The following is a 19,049-nucleotide window of genomic DNA, read 5'->3' as shown; positions in this document are numbered from 1 at the left end:
TGCTGTTTTAATCGAAGCGGTGAAGTACGTCAAAAAGAATTTCAAATCATGGTTTGAGCATGTATAGACTATGCACCAAAACAAGTTCAAAAAATTATTTTAAAATAATCCAGTAGTCTTAATTAATCCTGGCGCTTAATCAATCTGGCCACAAACATCGTATCAGCATTGTTCTGATAACCTTTAATAAGCTCCATCTTTTCTAAAGTCAAGGGCAAAGTTTCCAGGAGGTGATTAACAACATCTTCATTTTCGGCAGCAAAAGCTGAGCAGGTAATATAAACCAAAGGCTTTCCAGGCTTAAGATATTTAATCACATTAGTGGCAATTGCCTTTTGTATTGTTGCGAACTGATTGATCTTCCGTTCCTCAAAAAAAGTAAGCATTTCTGGCGTTCTCCCCCAGGTACCCGAACCTGTGCATGGAGCATCTAAAATAATCCCATCAAACTGATAATGATGAAGTATCTGATCATTATTTCTCAAAAGATCGAGTTCTTTTTTATGGTATTTTCTTACGCCTGCCAAACGGAATCTTTCGTCTAAATTTAAAAGAACAGATTCTCGTAAATCACTTACTAACAATTCTATAATTGGCTCCAGACTGTGTAAAAGCAAGGTTTTCCCACCAGATGCCGCACAACAGTCCCACCATTTATCCCATTTGTTAGGGAGAAAATATTCTCCAGTATATTGTGAAGATAAATCCTGAACCTGATAAGAGCCTTCCTTTAAAACGGTTTCAAGCTTTGTGCCATTGGCTAAAGCCAATGCGGTTTTTGATACCTGTCTTACATCAATACGTTCACCCCTTAATTGATCAATAATCTGTCCTGCCTGACCTTCCGCAACCCTGATGAATAAATCAGGTTGTGTAAAAAATGAACTTAAAAAATCTTCTTTATTTAAACTTTTAGATAACTTTTCGTGGTAAGGATAAACATCTGTTAATACAAATGCTGGAAATTTCTCTTTGACTTTTTCTAACTTTTCCAGCAATGGTAATTGTATCTGATCTGTAAATTCTGGAAAGTTTTTCTCTACAATAGGACTTAGCGTGTTATGGCAAAGAAAATCTGCAATGCTTAACCTTTGCTCTTGATTCAATTGCGAAAGCGCTTTGCCCAATCTAAAAAAACTGTAAACATGTCGTGTTGCCCATCGCCTATCGGAAGAACCCATTTGTTTATTTTGCTTAAAATAACCAGGTAAAAATCGATGCAGTGGCAAACTGCCATCGTAATGGGTTAAAATTTGTTCGAACGCACGTAACTGATGATCAGCTCTCATAAAAAACGGGAAGAAATGATATTATTCGATAATATTTAGGGCAAAGTTTTTATACTTTAAAAGCATTAAACTGGTATTAATATAGCCTAATTTTTCATCATGAATAAAAGAAAAATTGTTGTGCAAACCTTTGTACTTTTCTTTGGTAATGTTTTCCAAATAATTTTCACCGTACTGATCTAGCAGTTTACCGAAATAAACCCCGATATCGAAACCTTTAAAAGCATATTCGCCAGGCTCAAAGCCATATTGGCGCCGATATTTTTTTATAAATGAGGTTACAGCAGTACTTTTATAATCAATTTTATAAGATGAACTCACTATCGTATTTAATGCCTGTACCTTTTCTGTTGGATAATTTTGTTTAACCCAGTTTGGATGACCAAATAAACTAATATTATAACCTCCTGCAGGAAGATTTTTTAATTTATAAAGTTTTTCTATGGTAGGTAAAACGAAGGCTCTATCCGCTGAAGTAACAATAACTGCATATTGTTTGCCTTTTATCATTTTGGTTTCGAAGGTATATGCCGATGCATACTCCTGCACAATAAATTTAGGATTACTTTGCAAGTATACCCTCAAAGGAGCAGCAAACTGCTCATCCTCACTTTTTCTAGGGTTGATTAGCACAACAATCGTATTAGCAGGGTTGAAATTTCTGGTGATATAGCCTGCTATTTTCTTGCCATGTAAATCGATGTTGTTCACAATCGAAATGAGATTTGGATTATTGAATTCTGATGGACTTGAAGCCGCTAAAGGCGAAACTACCGGGATATTATTTTCTTTGGAATAAGATGCAATAAATTTTTGTCCGTCAGGAAAAACAGGCCCAACAATTAAGTTGCTTTGCTTAAAACGCTCATTTTTATAAAGCATCGAAATATGGGCATTATCATCCTGTGTATCGAAAACATTCAATTTAAAGTTTAGTCCTGATGCAGCTGCTGAATCAATCCCAAGCTTAAATCCCTGATAAAAATCAATCGGCATTGCATACTTTTCTACATCCGCCTTGGTAGCGGTTTTTAAATTGATTTCATCAAGTCTAAATGGTGCTAATAATGAGATGCTAGCTTGAGTAAACTTTTTTACAGGCTTTTTCTTTTCTTCAGGTTTTTCCTTTTCAACAGGTCTACTGGTTGGTGGTTTGGGTGTTCTTATTTTTGGTGAACAAGCACCTAAAACCAAAGTGAATAGCAGTAATATCCAGTAACCGTTTTTTAAATTCATACCTATCTTTTTAACAAAATATGCCAGCAAAAGTTTATTCAGTTTGCTAGCATACTCCAATACTTGTTTTAAATGATTCTTAAGATTTTAAAAATCAAGATTCTCAAATCTTTATTCCCACTCAATAGTTGCAGGTGGTTTCGAGCTGATATCATATACTACCCTATTAATTCCTTTAACCTTATTGATAATTTCATTGGAAATCTTCGCCAATAATGGATAAGGCAAATGGCACCAGTCGGCTGTCATGCCATCCACTGATTCAACAGCTCTAAGTGCAATTACGTTTTCGTAAGTACGCTCATCGCCCATTACCCCGACCGATTGAACTGGCAAAAAGATAGAACCTGCCTGCCAAACTTTATCGTATAAGCCAGCAGCTTTAAGCTCATTGATATAAATCGCATCGGCATCCTGTAAAATGGCAACTTTCTCTGCTGTAACTTCTCCCAAAATACGGATTCCTAAACCTGGCCCGGGGAAAGGATGGCGACCTAAAATCACATCATCAATACCCAATGCTTTACCAACTCTTCTTACCTCATCTTTAAACAATGTTTTTAATGGCTCCACAACTTTTAACTTCATAAAATCGGGCAAACCACCCACATTATGATGTGATTTTATCGTAGCAGATGGACCGTTAACAGAGATCGACTCAATCACATCAGGATATATAGTACCCTGACCCAACCAGTTTACACCAGTTACCTCATGTGCAGCATCATCAAAAACTTCGATAAAAACACGACCAATCGCTTTACGCTTCAATTCAGGATCGGTAACACCCGCAAGCTGACTTAAAAACCGATCTTTAGCATCAATGCCTTTGATGTTTAAACCCATGTGTTTGTATTGTTCCAACACCTGGGCATATTCATCTTTACGAAGCAAACCATTATCAACAAAGATGCAATGTAAATTTGCACCGATTGCTTTATGCAATAAAACCGCAGCAACACTACTGTCTACTCCGCCTGATAAGCCTAAAACAACTTTATCGTTACCCAAAGTAGCTTGCAATTCTGCAATAGTAGTTTCGATAAATGCTGTTGAAGTCCAATCCTGACTACAGCCACAAATATCTACCAGAAAGTTCTCCAATAGAACTTTTCCATCAATACTGTGGGTTACTTCAGGGTGAAATTGTATCGCATAAGTATTTGAATCTTTAATGTGATAAGCAGCAACCTTAACGCTTTCTGTACTGGCAATTAATTCTGCATTTTCTGGCAAATCTGTAATGGTATCGCCATGGCTCATCCAAACCTGAGAATCAATGTTTATACCCTTGAAAAGTTTATTTTCCTGGTTAACAAAGCTTAGGTTAGCACGACCATATTCGCGTGTTGAAGAGGCACGAACCTGACCACCAGTTTGTTGCGCAATGTATTGGGCACCATAACATACAGCCAGTAATGGATATTTAGTATGATAGTTTGATAGATCAATTTGTGGAGCATCATCCTGACGAACTGAATATGGGCTACCTGAAAAGATAACACCTTTTACATCCTCGGTAATTTCAGGAAGATTGTTGAATGGATATATTTCACAGTAAATATTTAGTTCGCGAACTCTACGAGCGATGAGTTGTGTAAATTGCGAACCAAAATCGACGATAATGATTTTTTCTTGCATCCGCAAAGATAGATAAAGAAAGGGAATTGTTAAATTGTTTTATCGTTATTTATAATCAAATCTATTGCTAGTTAATGGTTTTCAGTTACCAGTTGTCAACAGCAAGCTAGATACTTCCATCATTCATTAACTTTAACAATTACCAATTTAAAGTTTCGCTTTCCATTAACTTCACCTCTACCCCAAACTTCCTCAAGAAATCAACACCTTCATCACTCGGCAAACCTTTGTATGCGGCGTAAGATTTTGAATAGTAAACCAATTTAATTCCTGATGATAAAATTAGTCGGGCACAAGCGATACATGGTGATAACGTGGTATAAAGTGTGCATCCTTCAATCCTGGAGCCATTTTTAGAAGCGTATAAAATGGCATTTTCTTCTGCATGAAGCGCCAAAGAACAGCTTCCCTTGCTGTCTCTTGCACAACCATGTTCTGGCCATTCTTCGTCACAATTATGTGTTCCTGCGGGCGGCCCATTATACCCAATAGAGATGATTCTGGTATCTTTTGTTAAAACCGCACCAACATGGGCACGTACGCAATGCGAACGTTCCGCTAAATCAGTAGCGAGATTCATAAATATGGTATCGAAACTTGGTTTATTAGTCATGCTTAAAATAAAAAGCCACGAAGCAGTTTAACTTCGTGGCTGCAAAAATACTTTATTAAAATTAATGTCCGCCAGAAATTTTCTGATCAAAATTAATTCCTTGTGATCTTAAAATTCCACTTACTCTCCAGGCGTAGAAAGCTAGGTAGGCGAAACACAGAATACCAACAATGTAACTATATTGAATACCAGTATACTCCGATACTGCACCTTGTAACCAGCTGATAATTCCACCGCCCATAATCATCATAATTAGGAAACTACTTCCCTGACTGGTGTGCTTTCCTAAACCACTCACTGCTAAAGTGAAAATACATGGCCACAATGTACTACAAAATAAACCTACGCTTGTGATGGCATAAACACTAACCATTCCAGTGGTAAACATTCCGATAAGTAAAGCAAGTATGCCAATTGCAGAAAATATTAATAGCATTCTTGCCGGATTTCCTTTACTCGCCATATCAGCAATAATCAATACTAAAATGATTAATCCGTAAACGTAGAATGGAGCCAAATCGTGATCGGCAATGGCATTAACCGCTAAGAAAATTCCAAAAGCTAAATATGGCGCAACAAATCTTAATATTTTTTGAGTCTGGATGTTATCGGTGAAAGCTTCTACAGCTCCTGTCCATCTACCAATCATCATACTTGCCCAGTATAGCGAAATATAAGGTGCAATATCATGCAGTGCGAAACCTAAATCTTTCTCCATATAAGCAGGCAAATTACTCGCCGTAGATACTTCAACACCTACATAAACAAAAATTGCAATCATCCCCAAAACCAATTGTGGAAACTTCAAGGCAGATCCTTTTGCCCCTTTTTCTTCTATTTTGGCTTCAACTAACGCTGGTCTATCTGGTAAAGAAGATAGCTTTAAGAATATTGCGACAGCGATAAAGGCAACCCCAAGAATTAGATAAGGGATTTTAACACTTTCTATACTAATATCTGAACTTGCATTTGCTGCCGAACCAAAAATGGCAAAACTTACAATAAGCGGTCCAATGGTAGTTCCGAAGTTATTGATACCACCTGCAAGGGTAAGTCTCTGTGAACCCGTTTTAATTGGACCCAACGCGATTGCTAAAGGGTTAGCAACGGTTTGTTGTAGTGAAAAACCTAGTGCAACAATAAATAAACCAGATAACATTAGCGGGAAAGATGCCAAATTTGCGGCCGGATAAAATAATAGTGTACCTAATGCCGAAATCACGAGACCTAACGCAAGCGAGTTTTTATAGCCTAGTTTATTTACAATGTCTTGCCCGATTAGCACCGAAATTCCGTTATAGATAAGCGCACCCACGGTGTAGGCAATATAAAATGCCAGTGAAACCAACTGACTTTCAGCTTGTGATAAATCAAAAGCTTTCTTGAAAACCGGAATTAAAATATCATTACTTGCGGCAACGAAGCCCCAAAAAAAGAATACGGTTACCAAGGGAATAAATTGGGCCCACTTGGTTTGTGTTTGTTCTGAACTCATGTTTAAAATATAGTTTTAGTGGGGCTAAACTTAGATAAAAAAAAATTAAAAAATAGTAACTTTTATGCAACTTATGCAACAAAAATAAATGTACCATCTTTAGGTATAAAATTGCATATTCGCATATTATAAACAATACAATACATGTTTGAAGCCATATTATTAGGTATTGGGGCAGGGATTATTTCGTCGTTTTTAACAGGTCCGGTATTTTTTGCAATGATTAAAACCAGTATAGAAAGAGGCTTTATGGCAGGGTTTTCTTTAGCTATTGGGGTTATAATTAGTGATGTTATATTAATCGCATTAGTCCTTTTTGGAAGTCAGTTTTTTGATTATAAAGCTAGTTTCGACAAATATGTCGGTACTATCGGTGGGATTTTCTTACTCGCGGTAGGAATATATTATTTGGTTTCGAAAATGAAGGTTAATTACGATTCCGCAACCCTCCAGAAGATCAGTAAGAGAGGTTATGTTTTAAAAGGATTTTTGATGTGTATCCTCACTCCTTCTACCTTAATGTTCTGGATTATTGTAAGCGGAATTATTTCTGTTAAGCTAAATAACATGCTGAACGAAAAATTGGTTTGCTTTTTTATCGCGATGGTTACTCAACTGAGCATAGATGGAGCAAAGAGTTTCTATTCAAGTAAACTCAGATACAAAATAAAGGAAGACGCCCTAAAAACACTTAATAAAATTGCAGGGGTAATTATTATTCTATTTGCATTCTGGCTTATTTACAAAACGTATGTTCAGTTTTATGCATAAAAGCACCTACTAAAGTACGTCATGGAGATTATAAATATCAACATAGTCTAATAGCCTTCCACCTGCGCAGTTTTCCATTTTTTGCAAACGATAATAAGAACGGCTGCCTTTTTTAAAAAATACCTGAGCACCAGTTTTTTCACAAGGCACACCCCTATTATTATCTTTAATATATGTGATTATCGTTCCTTCGAAGGAAATTCTGTTGGCATCTAATCTTTTCAAACGCCCATCAATTTTAAGATATTCATTATTGGTATTGGTTTGCTCCCCCTTTATTGAAAACCATTTACTATCTTTTTTAATGATTTCGGCCGAACCCTTTTCACTTTCAAAACTAATCCATTGTAAACTTATCGGAACACGTTTGCTCACATTTATTTCTACTTTAGGGATATGGCTCTTGATATCTTCTTTTACATTTTTTAAGGTATCATTCAATTCAGAAAGCTTGGTTGAAATACTATCGCTTGTATTGTCGATAGCGTTGGTAACCTGTTGTTGATTACTTTCAGAACAGCTTAAGCCCAAACAAATGGTAGATATAAGGCAAAATTTTATCAGGTTTTTCATAGTGGAATTAACATTTACACCCTTCTAAATGTTTTCCCTGGCCGAGAAGATATAGCAATCTACAAGCAAAAAGAATGATAAAAACGTTTACTAAATGAGGCTAAAAATCTCCAGTAAGGTGGCAAGAATGTCACTTTCTATATAATATCAAACACAAATGAATTCAAATTTTTTGGGCAAAAAAAATAGCCCGCATAAATTTGGGCTATTCTTATTCAAAATATCTTAGGATTAATATGCCCTTTGGTTATTCCCTTCTTTCCAGTTAATGAAAGCTTTGTTCACTACTTTATTGCCGCCTGGAGTTGGATAATTACCAGAGAAATACCAGTCACCTTTGTTTTTCGGACAAGCTTCATGCAAGTTCTCCAAACTTTGATAAATTACTTCTACCTCAGCAACAGTGCCTTTAGGAGTAATAATTTGTGCAATTTTAGCTGAAATTTCTTCCGGAGTGAAGGGTTTGTAAATCTCTTTTACATGATTCACGATTTCTTCTTTCGGAAGTAATAATGAAGCTTTACATTTTGCATAAACATCTTCAATCACCTGCCACATACCACGCTCAGTTAATAACTGAATTGCAGCGTCAAAAGCAACAAACTGGCCCATTCTGCTCATATCAATACCGTAACAATCCGGGTAACGAATTTGAGGTGCAGATGAAACAATGATAATTTTCTTAGGATGTAAACGATCTACGATTTTTATAATACTCTGCTTTAAAGTAGTACCCCGAACAATTGAATCATCCAAGGCTACTAAAGTATCCTGATGGTTATTGATAATACCATAAGTGGTATCATAAACGTGAGCCACCATTTCACTTCTATCCGCATCCTGCGTAATAAAAGTTCGCAGTTTCACATCTTTTACAGCCAGCTTCTCCACCCGCGGTGCAAGAGATAATAATTCCTCCAGCTGCTCATCAGATAATTCCTCCTTTTTATGCAAAAGAATATCTTTTTGATGCCTGCGCACATATTGTTGCACACCATCAACCATACCAAAGAAAGCCACTTCAGCAGTGTTCGGTATAAAAGAGAAAACGGTATTTTTTAAATCGTAGTTAACGGCCTGAAGAATTTTATCGCTTAATAAACGACCTAATTGCTTGCGTTCGCGGTAAATTTCTACATCGCTTCCTTTTGAGAAATAGATGCGTTCGAACGAACAAGATAATCTTTCGGTAGGCTCACGGAACTGCTCCATGCTAACTTCACCGTTTTTCTTGATAATCAAAGCATGACCAGGATCAATCTCCTTAACATCTTTAAACTGGATATTGAAAGCAGTTTGTAGTGCTGGCCGTTCAGAAGCCGCAACTACAATTTCGTCATCGTAATAATAGTAGGCCGGACGAATACCAGCCGGATCACGCATGATGAATGAATCGCCGTTACCCACCATACCGCAGATGGAATAGCCACCATCCCAGGTTTTAGCCGAGCGGCGAAGAATATTCGCGATATCTAAATGATCAGAAATTTTATGCGTGATGGCTACGTTATCGTGTCCTTCTTTTTTATATTGATCGAAAAGTTCTTGATTTTCATCATCCAAAAAGTGACCAATTTTTTCTAAAACAGTAACGGTATCGGCTTTTTCTTTTGGATGCTGACCTAACTCGTAGAGTTGCTCCAATAACTCATCAACATTCGTCATGTTGAAGTTACCTGCAATAACCAGGTTACGGGTCATCCAATTGTTTTGCCTTAAAAAAGGATGGCAGTTTTCGATACTGTTTTTACCATGTGTACCATAACGCAAATGGCCCAATAACACCTCGCCGATAAAGCTAACATTGTTTTTGAGCCACTCTGTATCCTGCATTAATTCAGGTGTGTTTTCTTGTATATCTACGAATTTGTTTTGAACATACTCGAAAATATCTGCTACCGCATTCGAAGCCATGCTCCGGTATCGGCTAATGTACCTACTGCCAGGTTTCATATCTAGTTTAATGGTGGCAATCCCCGCGCCATCCTGGCCCCGGTTATGCTGTTTTTCCATTAAAAGATATAACTTGTTAAGGCCGTAAAGTGCTGTACCGTACTTTTGCTGGTAGTAGGAAAGTGGTTTTAACAGGCGAATAAAAGCGATTCCGCATTCGTGTTTTATCTGATCACTCATTGTGTGGGTTTGAAGCCGCAAAGTTATCCTTTTAAATAATCACAACCTAAACAAAAGTATTTTCTTTTGTCACAATGAGGTTAATTTGGAATACAGTACATCTTGATGAATTGCCAACTTAAAATTGAAAATTATCTGGAATTATTCTAAATAGTTTTGTTAATCCCTGTTAAATTTCCATATTTGCGCCATTATTAAGATTTAGTCTAAATTGAAGAAACTTTACATTTCATTATTAGTTTTGGTTTGTCTTGCCGGGATGGCGCAAGCGCAAAACGTTGTTACCGGAAAAGTGGTAGACCCTGAAAACAAGCCGCTAGAGCTTGTAAACATTAAAGTTGTTGAAACCAATCAGTATACAATAACTGATAAATTGGGTATTTTTAGAATCGATGGGTCAGCAATCAACAATGTTTTAACGCTGGAGTTTTCTTACATTGGTTATCAAAAATTAAGAGTACCTGTAACTGTTAAAGCTGGAGAAACGAACCTTAACAGCATCAGTTTAAAGGTATTGGATTTAAGTTTAGAAAACATCGAAATCAATGCCAAGCGGAATTATACTGGCCAAACCAACTCATCCTTAGTAATCAATCGGGATATAATTGAGCAGACTCCAGCGTTGAGTGTTAATGATCTATTGAATCAAATCCCAAATAGAAAAATAACCGCTCCATCATTACAAAGTGTTCAAAACGTAAACTTAAGAGCGGCTTATGCACCAACCACAACCGGAAAAGGCGCATTCGAATTGAACAATGCTTTTGGCATAGCCATCATCATGGATGGAAATACGCTAACCAACAATGCAAACATGCAAAGTTATAATCCAGGAAGAAGTTTAGGCGTTGGAAATTCTTTTGTTGAAGGTTCATACACGAGTTTGAATGGTTCAACAAGACCATCATTGAACGGTAGTAGTTTAACAACCTATTCTGGGGATTATACTTTTGGTGGTACAGATTTACGCCAGATACCAGCGGATAATATTGAAAGTATTGAGATAATAGCTGGTATTGCGCCTGCAAAATATGGCGATTTGACTGATGGTGCAATTATTATTGAAAGACAAGCGGGCAAATCGCCTGCTTATGTTCGCATGCAATTGAGAGATAATGCAACATCTTATAATATATCTAAAGGCTTTGAATTAAGTCCAAAATTAGGCGCAGTGAATGTTGGAGTAAATTATGTTAACTCTTTCCAAGATAACCGCGATAAATTAAAAGCATATCGAAGAGTAAATACAAATGCGATGTGGAGCAACACGTTTGGTAATACCAGGCAGTTGAAAAATACTTTTAGCGTTGATTATGGCAGAAACCTGGATGGAATAAAACAAGATCCAGACGATGTTACCAGTACAAAGACCAGATTTGATAGTTGGAATTTTAGCGTAGCCAACAGAAGTAATTATCGTTTTGAAAATGGCTTCCTAAAAAATATCGGCCTTAATTTAAGGTATTCTGAAGGTCATCAGGTAAGTTATGAAGAACAAATAATGAACCAGCCTTATGTGCTTTACACCAATGCCGTAACCACCGGAATACATGAGGGAACCTATGATACTGGGGTATATACCGCAAGATCATTAATTGATGGAAGGCCTATTACAGCCTCAGCGAATTTGGATTTTACAGGCGGTTTCTCTACCGGAGATATTGTTCATAACTTATCTTTCGGAGGTGGTTTCAATTACAGTACTAATAGAGGTTTAGGGCAAACTATCGACCCAAATGCACCAAGAAGTGGTGTGGCAGTTTCAACTTCCACTTTAAGCACGCAAAGCTCTGAGCGTTATTACGACTTTAAATTGGCGATAGCGCAAAAAGATTTGGGTGTATATATAGAAGATGTTTTCACTACGGATGTTTTCGGCAAACCACTAAATGTACGTGCAGGTTTAAGATCTGATATTCAAAACGGTTATGGTTCTTTCTCTCCAAGAACAAACATTAACTATGAGGTAAGTAAAAATTTAAGATTTGGCTTGGCATATGGCTTATCTTACAAATCGCCGGCCTTAGCTCAACGTTACCCTGGGCCTACTTTTTTCGAAATCCCCCTTCTAAATGCTTATAACGGAAAGGTTAACGAAAGCACATATTTGGTTTATGTTGAAAGATACGAACCAACAAATACTGACTTAAAACCTTCAAAAAGTGAAAGTATTGAGTTATCTGCCCAATTAAAGCTAGATAAGTTTAACCTTTCTCTAACTGCATTCAATAAAAAATCGAGAAATGGTATTACCACCGTTCAAAATTTGCAGAGCATATTACTACCAACTTATACTGCCACATTAAATCCAAGTGCAAAACCAACTGTTGTGCAAACAGGTAATAAATACAATGCTATAAATTATTACACTTTCAAAAATGATCTTTCATCAGACAATCAGGGGTTTGAGGTAATTTTAAGTAGTCCCGAAATAAAAGCAATAAAAACATCATTTAATATGAGTGGTGGTTTATTTAGAACAGCCTATCATTCTGAATCTCCAACATTAAGCAATAAAATCCCTACAACAATAAATACCGATCCTGATTATGCTTTCATAGGTCAGTATGAACCGACTAATAGAAAGGCCTATTTCAGTAATGGAAGAATTTCAAGCAGTACACACATTCCTAAACTCAGTTTGATTATTCAATTTACCGCAGAATTTGATATTCTTAACAAAACCGTGAATACAGAAAGTTCACGAATTCCTCTTGGCTATTATACCAGAACGAACCAATATATACCTATCACCAATTTTGATAGAACCAACCCTTCTTATGGACATTTGTATATTACACCTGAAGAACAATCCGAAACAAATTTGCCAAAGATCATTTCAAACTACCATTTAAGTATCGCAAAAGAGATTAAAAAACGTTTCAAGTTCGCTTTTAATGTATATAATCTTTTTAACTATCAACCATACTACGTTACACCGGCAGGGAGTTATGTGTTCCCTAATAATGTTCCAACTTTTGGAGCCGAGTTATCCATTAAACTTTAATTAGTATAAGATGAAAAAACTATTAATATTTCTTTTTTCTACAATCATATTCTTTGGTTGCAAAAAAAATCAAGAACCTGAAATAACTCCAATTAATGTTAACATTTCAGCTAAATACGCCTCGGCTGAATTAGGAAAAGTTCTTTCTTTAAGCCAAGTTAGGATTGAATTGAAAAACATCAATACCAATAAATCTAATATTGTTGAAACTGATGTTAATGGAAATGTATCATTGGCTAATATTGCGCTAGGAATTTATGATATCAATGCCAGTATTGAGATAAAAGCGGCAGATTACACTAAATTAACTGGTGAGATTGTTAGTGAAAATGTAGTTTTTAATGCTTCGCAAAAAAGTAAAGCACTTACCTTATCTAATGCGGGTAATATTGAATTAAGTTTGGTATCGGGCATAATTGGTAATTGGCTAATCAAACAAATTCATTATGCTGGCTCTAATACAACCACTGGTGCCAGTTTTAGAGATCAGTTTATCGAAATTTATAACAACACCGATTCGGTTTTATATGCTGATAGTTTATTTATTGGTGAAATAATTGGCAGACAAAGCTTTACCAATACTGGTTATAATACATTACCTAATGGTCAATACGACTGGAGCAAATCTTTAGGTATGCCATCAAATATAGATGCAAATAATAGTTATGTATATCCTAGAGCTTTATTAATGATTCCGGGTAATGGCAAGCAATACCGTGTACAACCTGGCAAAAGTTTTATTATTGCTCAAACTGCACTTAATCATAAATCACCTTTTACCGGAAATGATGGCAAAAGTATTACTGTAAGAGATCCTTCACTTACTGTAGATTTAAGCGGGGCAGAATTTGAAGCATACTATGCATCGTTCCTAGCAAAACCACTTGCATCTGATATTGATAATCCTCAAGTACCTAATGTAGAAGTTTTATCCTATTTTGGTACAGATTTAATTTTAGATGCGCTTGGCAGAACCGGGGTAATTTTGTTTAAAGGAAATGGCATTACCCAGGTTAAAAGCCTACCACAGTACAATTTCCCAACAGTTGCACCACCATCATCAAGTGCCGATAAGTATTTTCAAATACCAAATGCGCTAATTATTGATGCAGTAGAACTACAACCTAATACTGCCGCTGCAAGAATACCTAAAAAACTCGGTGCATCTCTTGATGCAGGCTTTACTTATGCACCTAATGGCTCATATAGTTCACAATCTGTAATTAGAAAAACGCTAAGAACCGACAATAACCGAATCATTTTAAAAGATACCAATAACTCAACAGAGGATTTCGATTATTTCACATTAGCAAACCCAAGAGGATTTAAACAATAATTAAATTTTAATCAATGATTTAGTCATTGATTATTTAAGATACACAATGAGAAAAATATTTCTATCGATAATAGTGCTTCAAATAATATTCAGTACAGCATTTAGTCAGAAAATTGATACCGCATTATCAAATTTAAGTTTACAGAATAAAATTTTCAGTGCTGATTCCGCTTCTTACGCAGGATATGAGTTTGCAAAAAAAAGTCCTTTCAATATTGGCGAATTAATGCCAGCAAAATTTAGCAAAATTAGCATTGGTACCAATTATGAAAAAGGACATTTGATTACGGCACAGAATGCAACTAAAATAAGTCAAATATACTTGGCAACAGAAGGTAGTACCAGACTTAAGTCCGTTAACTTGTGGGGTTCTTTCGAGTATGATAAAAGTGTTGAGGATAGTACGATGTACAATCATCAAACCAGAAATAATATGTCTGCACCATACTATTATGGTTCTCCAATTAATCTCAACTATGAGAGAACTTTATATAATTTAAAGGCTTTCGCAGAAAAAAACCTTATTGGTAAGAATCTTCCTTTAGGTATTGGTGCTGATTATAGAATTGGGAATCACTTTTCAACAAACGATCCCAGAGGAAGTGTTGATGACTTTCAATTAAATATGATTGCAACGATTGGCTACACATTATTTGAAAAAATCAAGATTGGTGCAGCATACAGATATGGATATGGACAGGAGAGAGTTAATGTGGCCTACAAAAATCAAAGTTTGTCTCAAAATACATTGAAACCAGAATATAATAATTACTTGGTTAATGGCTATGGAGAAGCTTACGTTTATAATACCAATCGAACTTATCAAAATGATCAGAAAAGAAATGGCTTTGACGCTTATCTGAATTATACAAAATCCAATATCGGCGATTTTTTCTTTTCTTATAGTTATATTGAAGAAAAACAGAAGTTCACTAGAAGAAGCGGCGAAGGTTTTGCAGACTACAATGACTACAATTTAGAAAATAACAACTTCTCTTTATTTTGGTTAAAGAAAATAGACAATAAAACGTTGTCTACTTTGATCAATTACAATAACATCGATGGAAAGGATTTGAACTATATCTATATGGCAAATAATTACATCTATAATCGTAACAGTTTATCATTCAAAACCAATTTAAGTATTACATCAAAAGGCAATTTGTATAACCTTTATGTTTCTGCCAATCAAAATGAGGAGCAAAAGCAAGATGGATTGACAGGTAATAATGTAAAGTATAATAGATTGGATTGGACTGCAGGCTTTGGTTACTCAAAGACGACCGATCAATCAAATGTTTGGGGTTTAAGTTTATCAGGATTGTATAGTGTTCCGTTAAGTGATTACTTTAATGTACCAAACTTCAACGTAGGCCAGTTTACCCAAAAAGTTATTTATTTTGACTACATCTACAATACTTCAACCAGGCTTGGCGGAAGTTTATCAGCAGATTATAGTTTTAATTTTTTTAATCAGATACAGGCGGGTTTAAAGGCTACTGCTACATATTTAAATAAGCAAAAAGTAGTAGACAACAGTTTCACTTTTACCCCCGGCAAAGACCGCTTTTCTTCCAATATCAGCTTAAATCTGTATTTTTAGCCTTATGAATAAAGTTTTCCTCACGCTTGCCCTAATCTTTACCGGATTAATCCTATTATCATTTCAATCAACAAATTTCAACGATGATGATGAACTGAGTATAGATAGCTTGCGCAAAGTTTATTCAAAACCTACTGACCAATGGCCAAAACCTACAGTTGATAAGGGAGCTGTTTTCCAGGAATTGGGAGAACTTCCGCCCTCTCCTGTCGATTTAAAAAATGATTCCGTTAAAAAGGTAGTTGAACTGGGTAAAATCTTATTTTTCGATCCTCGTTTATCAGGATCAAACCAGATTTCCTGCTCGAGCTGCCATGCGCCAGATTTACATTGGTCTGATGGTCGTCAGGTTTCTGTTGGTCATGATCATTTAACAAACATTCGCAATGCACCCTCTTTAGAAAACGTTTGGTTCTACAAACGTTTGTTTTGGGACGGACGAGCGGCTAGTTTGGAAGAACAGGCAGAAAGCCCGGTAGCAGCACACAATGAGATGCACCAGGATATGAAAGCTTTACCTAAAAAGTTGAGCAAAATAAAAGGATATCAACCATTCTTCTTTAATGCTTTTGGATCAAAGACCATCACCAACAAAAAAATATTCGAAAGTCTCGCCACTTTTCAACGCAGCCTTGTAAGCAGGAGAACCCCATTTGATCGTTTCCTGGCCAGAGATAAGAAGGCATTGACCGATCAACAGTTAGTGGGTTTACATTTATTCCGCACTAAAGCCCGTTGTATTAATTGTCATAATGGCCCGTTATTTACCGATAATGAGTTCCACAACGATGGATTAACTTATTTCAAACGTAAATATGAAGACTTAGGCTTGTACAATGTAACCAAGAAACCAGAAGATATAGGTAAATTTAAAACGCCTGGATTAAGAAATGTAATGAAAACGGCGCCTTGGTTCCATAATGGTTTATTCCCAGATATGGATGGTGTGATGAACATGTACAATGTGGGCATGCCCGTTCAAAGGGTTAGGGCAGAACAAGTAAATGACCCACTATTGCCTAAAAACGATAAGTTGTTGAAAGGCTTAATGTTGAGTAAAGCAGAAAAGGATGCGGTGGTTTCTTTTCTAGAGGCGCTATCCTCGCCTACAATTTTAGTTAGGGTAGAGAAATTGCCGCAGTAATCGGTTTCGAGTTACCAGTTATCGGTTATGACTTACAAATTACGAGTCTAGTCGTACAAAAAGTGCATCAATTCGTAGTGAGCGCATTAAGATTCCCACCTGCGTGGGAATGACGGATGTTTTCATGAATTGGCCAAACTCCAGACACAGCCACCAACAATGAATGGTCGTCATCCTCAGCTTGACTGGGGATCTTAAACCGAAAAACAAGCAAACGCAATTCTAACAGCAACGCATTAAGATTCCCACCTGCGTGGGAATGACGGGATGATCTAGTGAACTGGCTAAACTCCCGACACAGCCACCTACAATGAACGGTCGTCATCCTCAGCTTGACTGGGGATGTTGAACCAAGAAACAAGCAAACGCAATTTTAACAGCAACGCATTAAGATTCCCACCTGCGTGGGAATGACGGGATGATCTAGTGAACTGGCTAAACTCCAGACACAGCCACCAACAATGAACGGTCGTCATCCTCAGCTTGACTGGGGATCTTAAACAAAGAAACAAGCAAACGCAATTTTAACAGCAACGCATTAAGATTCCCACCTGCGTGGGAATGACGGGATGATCTAGTGAACTGGCTAAACTCCAGAANCGATCGTCATCCTCAGCTTGACTGGGGATCTTAAACAAAGAAACAAGCAAACGCAATTTTAACAGCAACGCATTAAGATTCCCACCTGCGTGGGAATGACGGGATGATCTAGTGAACTGGCTAAACTCCAGAAACAGTTACCAACAATGAACGGTCGTCATCCTCAGCTTGACTGGGGATCTTAACCCGAAAAACAAGCAAAGTACTTTCAACAGCGATGAATAAAGATTCCTAAGTTCATGGAATGACGGATGTTTTCATGAATTGGCCAAACTACAGATACAAACACCTACAATGAACGGTCGTCATCCTCAGCYTGACTGGGSATCTTAACCCGAAAAACAAGCAAACGCAATTTTAACAGCAACGCATTAAGATTCCCACCTACGTGGGAATGACGGATGTTTTCATGAATTGGCCAAACTCCAGACACAGCCACCAACAATGAACGGTCGTCATCCTCAGCTTGACTGGGGATCTTAAACCAAGAAACAAGCAAATGCAATTTTAACAGCAACGCATTAAGATTCCCACCTGCGTGGGAATGATGGGAAGGTTTAGCGAATTGGCCAACCTCCAGACACAAACACCTACAATGAACGGTCGTCATCCTCAGCTTGACTGGGGATCTTAAACCAAGAAACAAGCAAACGCAATTTTAACAGTAACGCATTAAAATTCCCACCTGCGTGGGAATGACGGGATGATCTAGTGAACTGGCTAAACTCCAGACACAGCCACCAACAATGAACGGTCGTCATCCTCAGCCTGACTGGGGATCTTAAACCGAAAAACAAGCAAACGCAATTTTAACAGTAACGCATTAAGATTCCCACCTGCGTGGGAATGACGGGATGATCTAGTGAACTGGCTAAACTACAGACACAGCCACCAACAATGAACGGTCCGAAAAACAAGCAAACGCAATTTTAACAGTAACGCATTAAGATTCCCACCTGCGTGGGAATGACGGGATGATCTAGTGAACTGGCTAAACTACAGACACAGCCACCAACAATGAACGGTCGTCATCCTCAGCTTGACTGGRGATCTTAAACCGAAAAACAAGCAAACGCAATTTTAACAGCAACTCATTAGGATTCCCACCTGCGTGGGAATGACGGGATGATCTAGTGAACTGGCTAAACTCCAGACACAGTTACCAACAGTGAACGGTCGTCATCCTCAGCTTGACTGGGGATCTTAAACCAAGAAACAAGCAAACGCAATTTTAACAGCAATGCATTAAGATTCCCACCTGCGTGGGAATGACGGGATGATCTAGTGAACTGGCTAAATTCCAGACACAGCCACCAACAATGAACGGTCGTCATCCTCAGCTTGACTGGAGATCTTAAACCGAAAAACAAGCAAACGTAATTCTAACAGCAACGCATTAAGATTCCCACCTGCGTGGGAATGACGGGATGATCTAGTGAACTGGCTAAACTCCAGACACAGCCACCAACAATGAACGGCCGTCATCCTCAGCCTGACTGGGCATCTTAACCCGAAAAACAAGCAAACGCAATTTTAACAGCAACGCATTAAGAYTCCCACCTRCGTGGGAATGACGGGATGATCTAGTGAACTGGCTAAACTACAGAC

At 37.3% G+C, this 19,049-nt stretch carries 12 protein-coding genes; 5 read left to right on the top strand and 7 right to left on the bottom strand.

Going from position 1 to position 19,049, the window contains the following annotated elements:
- Positions 1–122 precede the first annotated feature (122 nt).
- The 5 genes from ASE92_RS06960 to ASE92_RS06940 form a co-directional block, all read right to left on the bottom strand.
- Entirely contained in the window at positions 123–1,289 is a 1,167-nt protein-coding gene (locus ASE92_RS06960) for an RNA methyltransferase (protein WP_056849400.1), read from the bottom strand.
- Positions 1,290–1,310: 21 nt separating this feature from the next.
- Positions 1,311–2,525, bottom strand: coding sequence for an ABC transporter substrate-binding protein (locus ASE92_RS06955; RefSeq protein ID WP_056849399.1), 1,215 nt, complete (start codon positions 2,523–2,525; stop codon positions 1,311–1,313).
- 111 nt (positions 2,526–2,636) lie between these two features.
- Positions 2,637–4,166, bottom strand: coding sequence for a glutamine-hydrolyzing GMP synthase (gene guaA, locus ASE92_RS06950; RefSeq protein WP_056849398.1), 1,530 nt, complete (start codon positions 4,164–4,166; stop codon positions 2,637–2,639).
- A gap of 139 nt (positions 4,167–4,305) precedes the next feature.
- Complete coding sequence (locus ASE92_RS06945; protein ID WP_056849397.1) at positions 4,306–4,779, bottom strand: dCMP deaminase family protein; 474 nt, start codon at positions 4,777–4,779, stop codon at positions 4,306–4,308.
- Positions 4,780–4,840: 61 nt separating this feature from the next.
- Entirely contained in the window at positions 4,841–6,274 is a 1,434-nt protein-coding gene (locus ASE92_RS06940) for an MFS transporter (protein WP_056849396.1), read from the bottom strand.
- A gap of 144 nt (positions 6,275–6,418) precedes the next feature.
- On the opposite strand from ASE92_RS06940, the gene ASE92_RS06935 reads away from it, so the two are divergent.
- A complete protein-coding gene (locus ASE92_RS06935) occupies positions 6,419–7,045 on the top strand; it encodes a LysE family translocator (protein ID WP_056849395.1) in 627 nt (208 codons plus the stop codon).
- A gap of 9 nt (positions 7,046–7,054) precedes the next feature.
- Here ASE92_RS06935 and ASE92_RS06930 read toward each other — a convergent pair whose 3' ends face one another.
- Together ASE92_RS06930 and ASE92_RS06925 are read right to left on the bottom strand one after the other, a co-directional pair.
- The gene (locus ASE92_RS06930; RefSeq protein WP_157255669.1) at positions 7,055–7,618 is read right to left on the bottom strand and encodes a hypothetical protein; all 564 of its coding nucleotides are present in this window, start codon (positions 7,616–7,618) and stop codon (positions 7,055–7,057) included.
- Between the two features lie 231 nt (positions 7,619–7,849).
- Positions 7,850–9,751, bottom strand: a complete 1,902-nt coding sequence (locus ASE92_RS06925; protein ID WP_056849393.1) for a class II glutamine amidotransferase — start codon at positions 9,749–9,751, stop codon at positions 7,850–7,852.
- A gap of 211 nt (positions 9,752–9,962) precedes the next feature.
- Between ASE92_RS06925 and ASE92_RS06920 the strand changes: the two genes are divergently transcribed.
- From ASE92_RS06920 to ASE92_RS06905, 4 genes are read left to right on the top strand one after another with little or no spacing between them, the layout of a single operon-like run.
- Positions 9,963–12,758, top strand: coding sequence for a TonB-dependent receptor (locus tag ASE92_RS06920; RefSeq protein WP_157255668.1), 2,796 nt, complete (start codon positions 9,963–9,965; stop codon positions 12,756–12,758).
- Between the two features lie 10 nt (positions 12,759–12,768).
- On the top strand, positions 12,769–14,094 hold the full coding sequence (locus ASE92_RS06915; RefSeq protein ID WP_056849391.1) for a DUF4876 domain-containing protein: 1,326 nt from the start codon (positions 12,769–12,771) through the stop codon (positions 14,092–14,094).
- Between the two features lie 46 nt (positions 14,095–14,140).
- Complete coding sequence (locus ASE92_RS06910) at positions 14,141–15,697, top strand: DUF6850 family outer membrane beta-barrel protein (protein WP_056849390.1); 1,557 nt, start codon at positions 14,141–14,143, stop codon at positions 15,695–15,697.
- Positions 15,698–15,701: 4 nt separating this feature from the next.
- Positions 15,702–16,841 (top strand): cytochrome-c peroxidase, encoded by a 1,140-nt coding sequence (locus tag ASE92_RS06905; protein WP_056849389.1) that lies wholly within the window; start codon positions 15,702–15,704, stop codon positions 16,839–16,841.
- The last annotated feature ends 2,208 nt before the right edge of the window (positions 16,842–19,049 follow it).

The sequence above is a fragment of the Pedobacter sp. Leaf41 genome, from assembly GCF_001422545.1.
In the GTDB taxonomy this organism is placed as follows: Bacteria; Bacteroidota; Bacteroidia; order Sphingobacteriales; family Sphingobacteriaceae; genus Pedobacter.
This window is presented reverse-complemented; position numbering and strand designations above follow the sequence as displayed.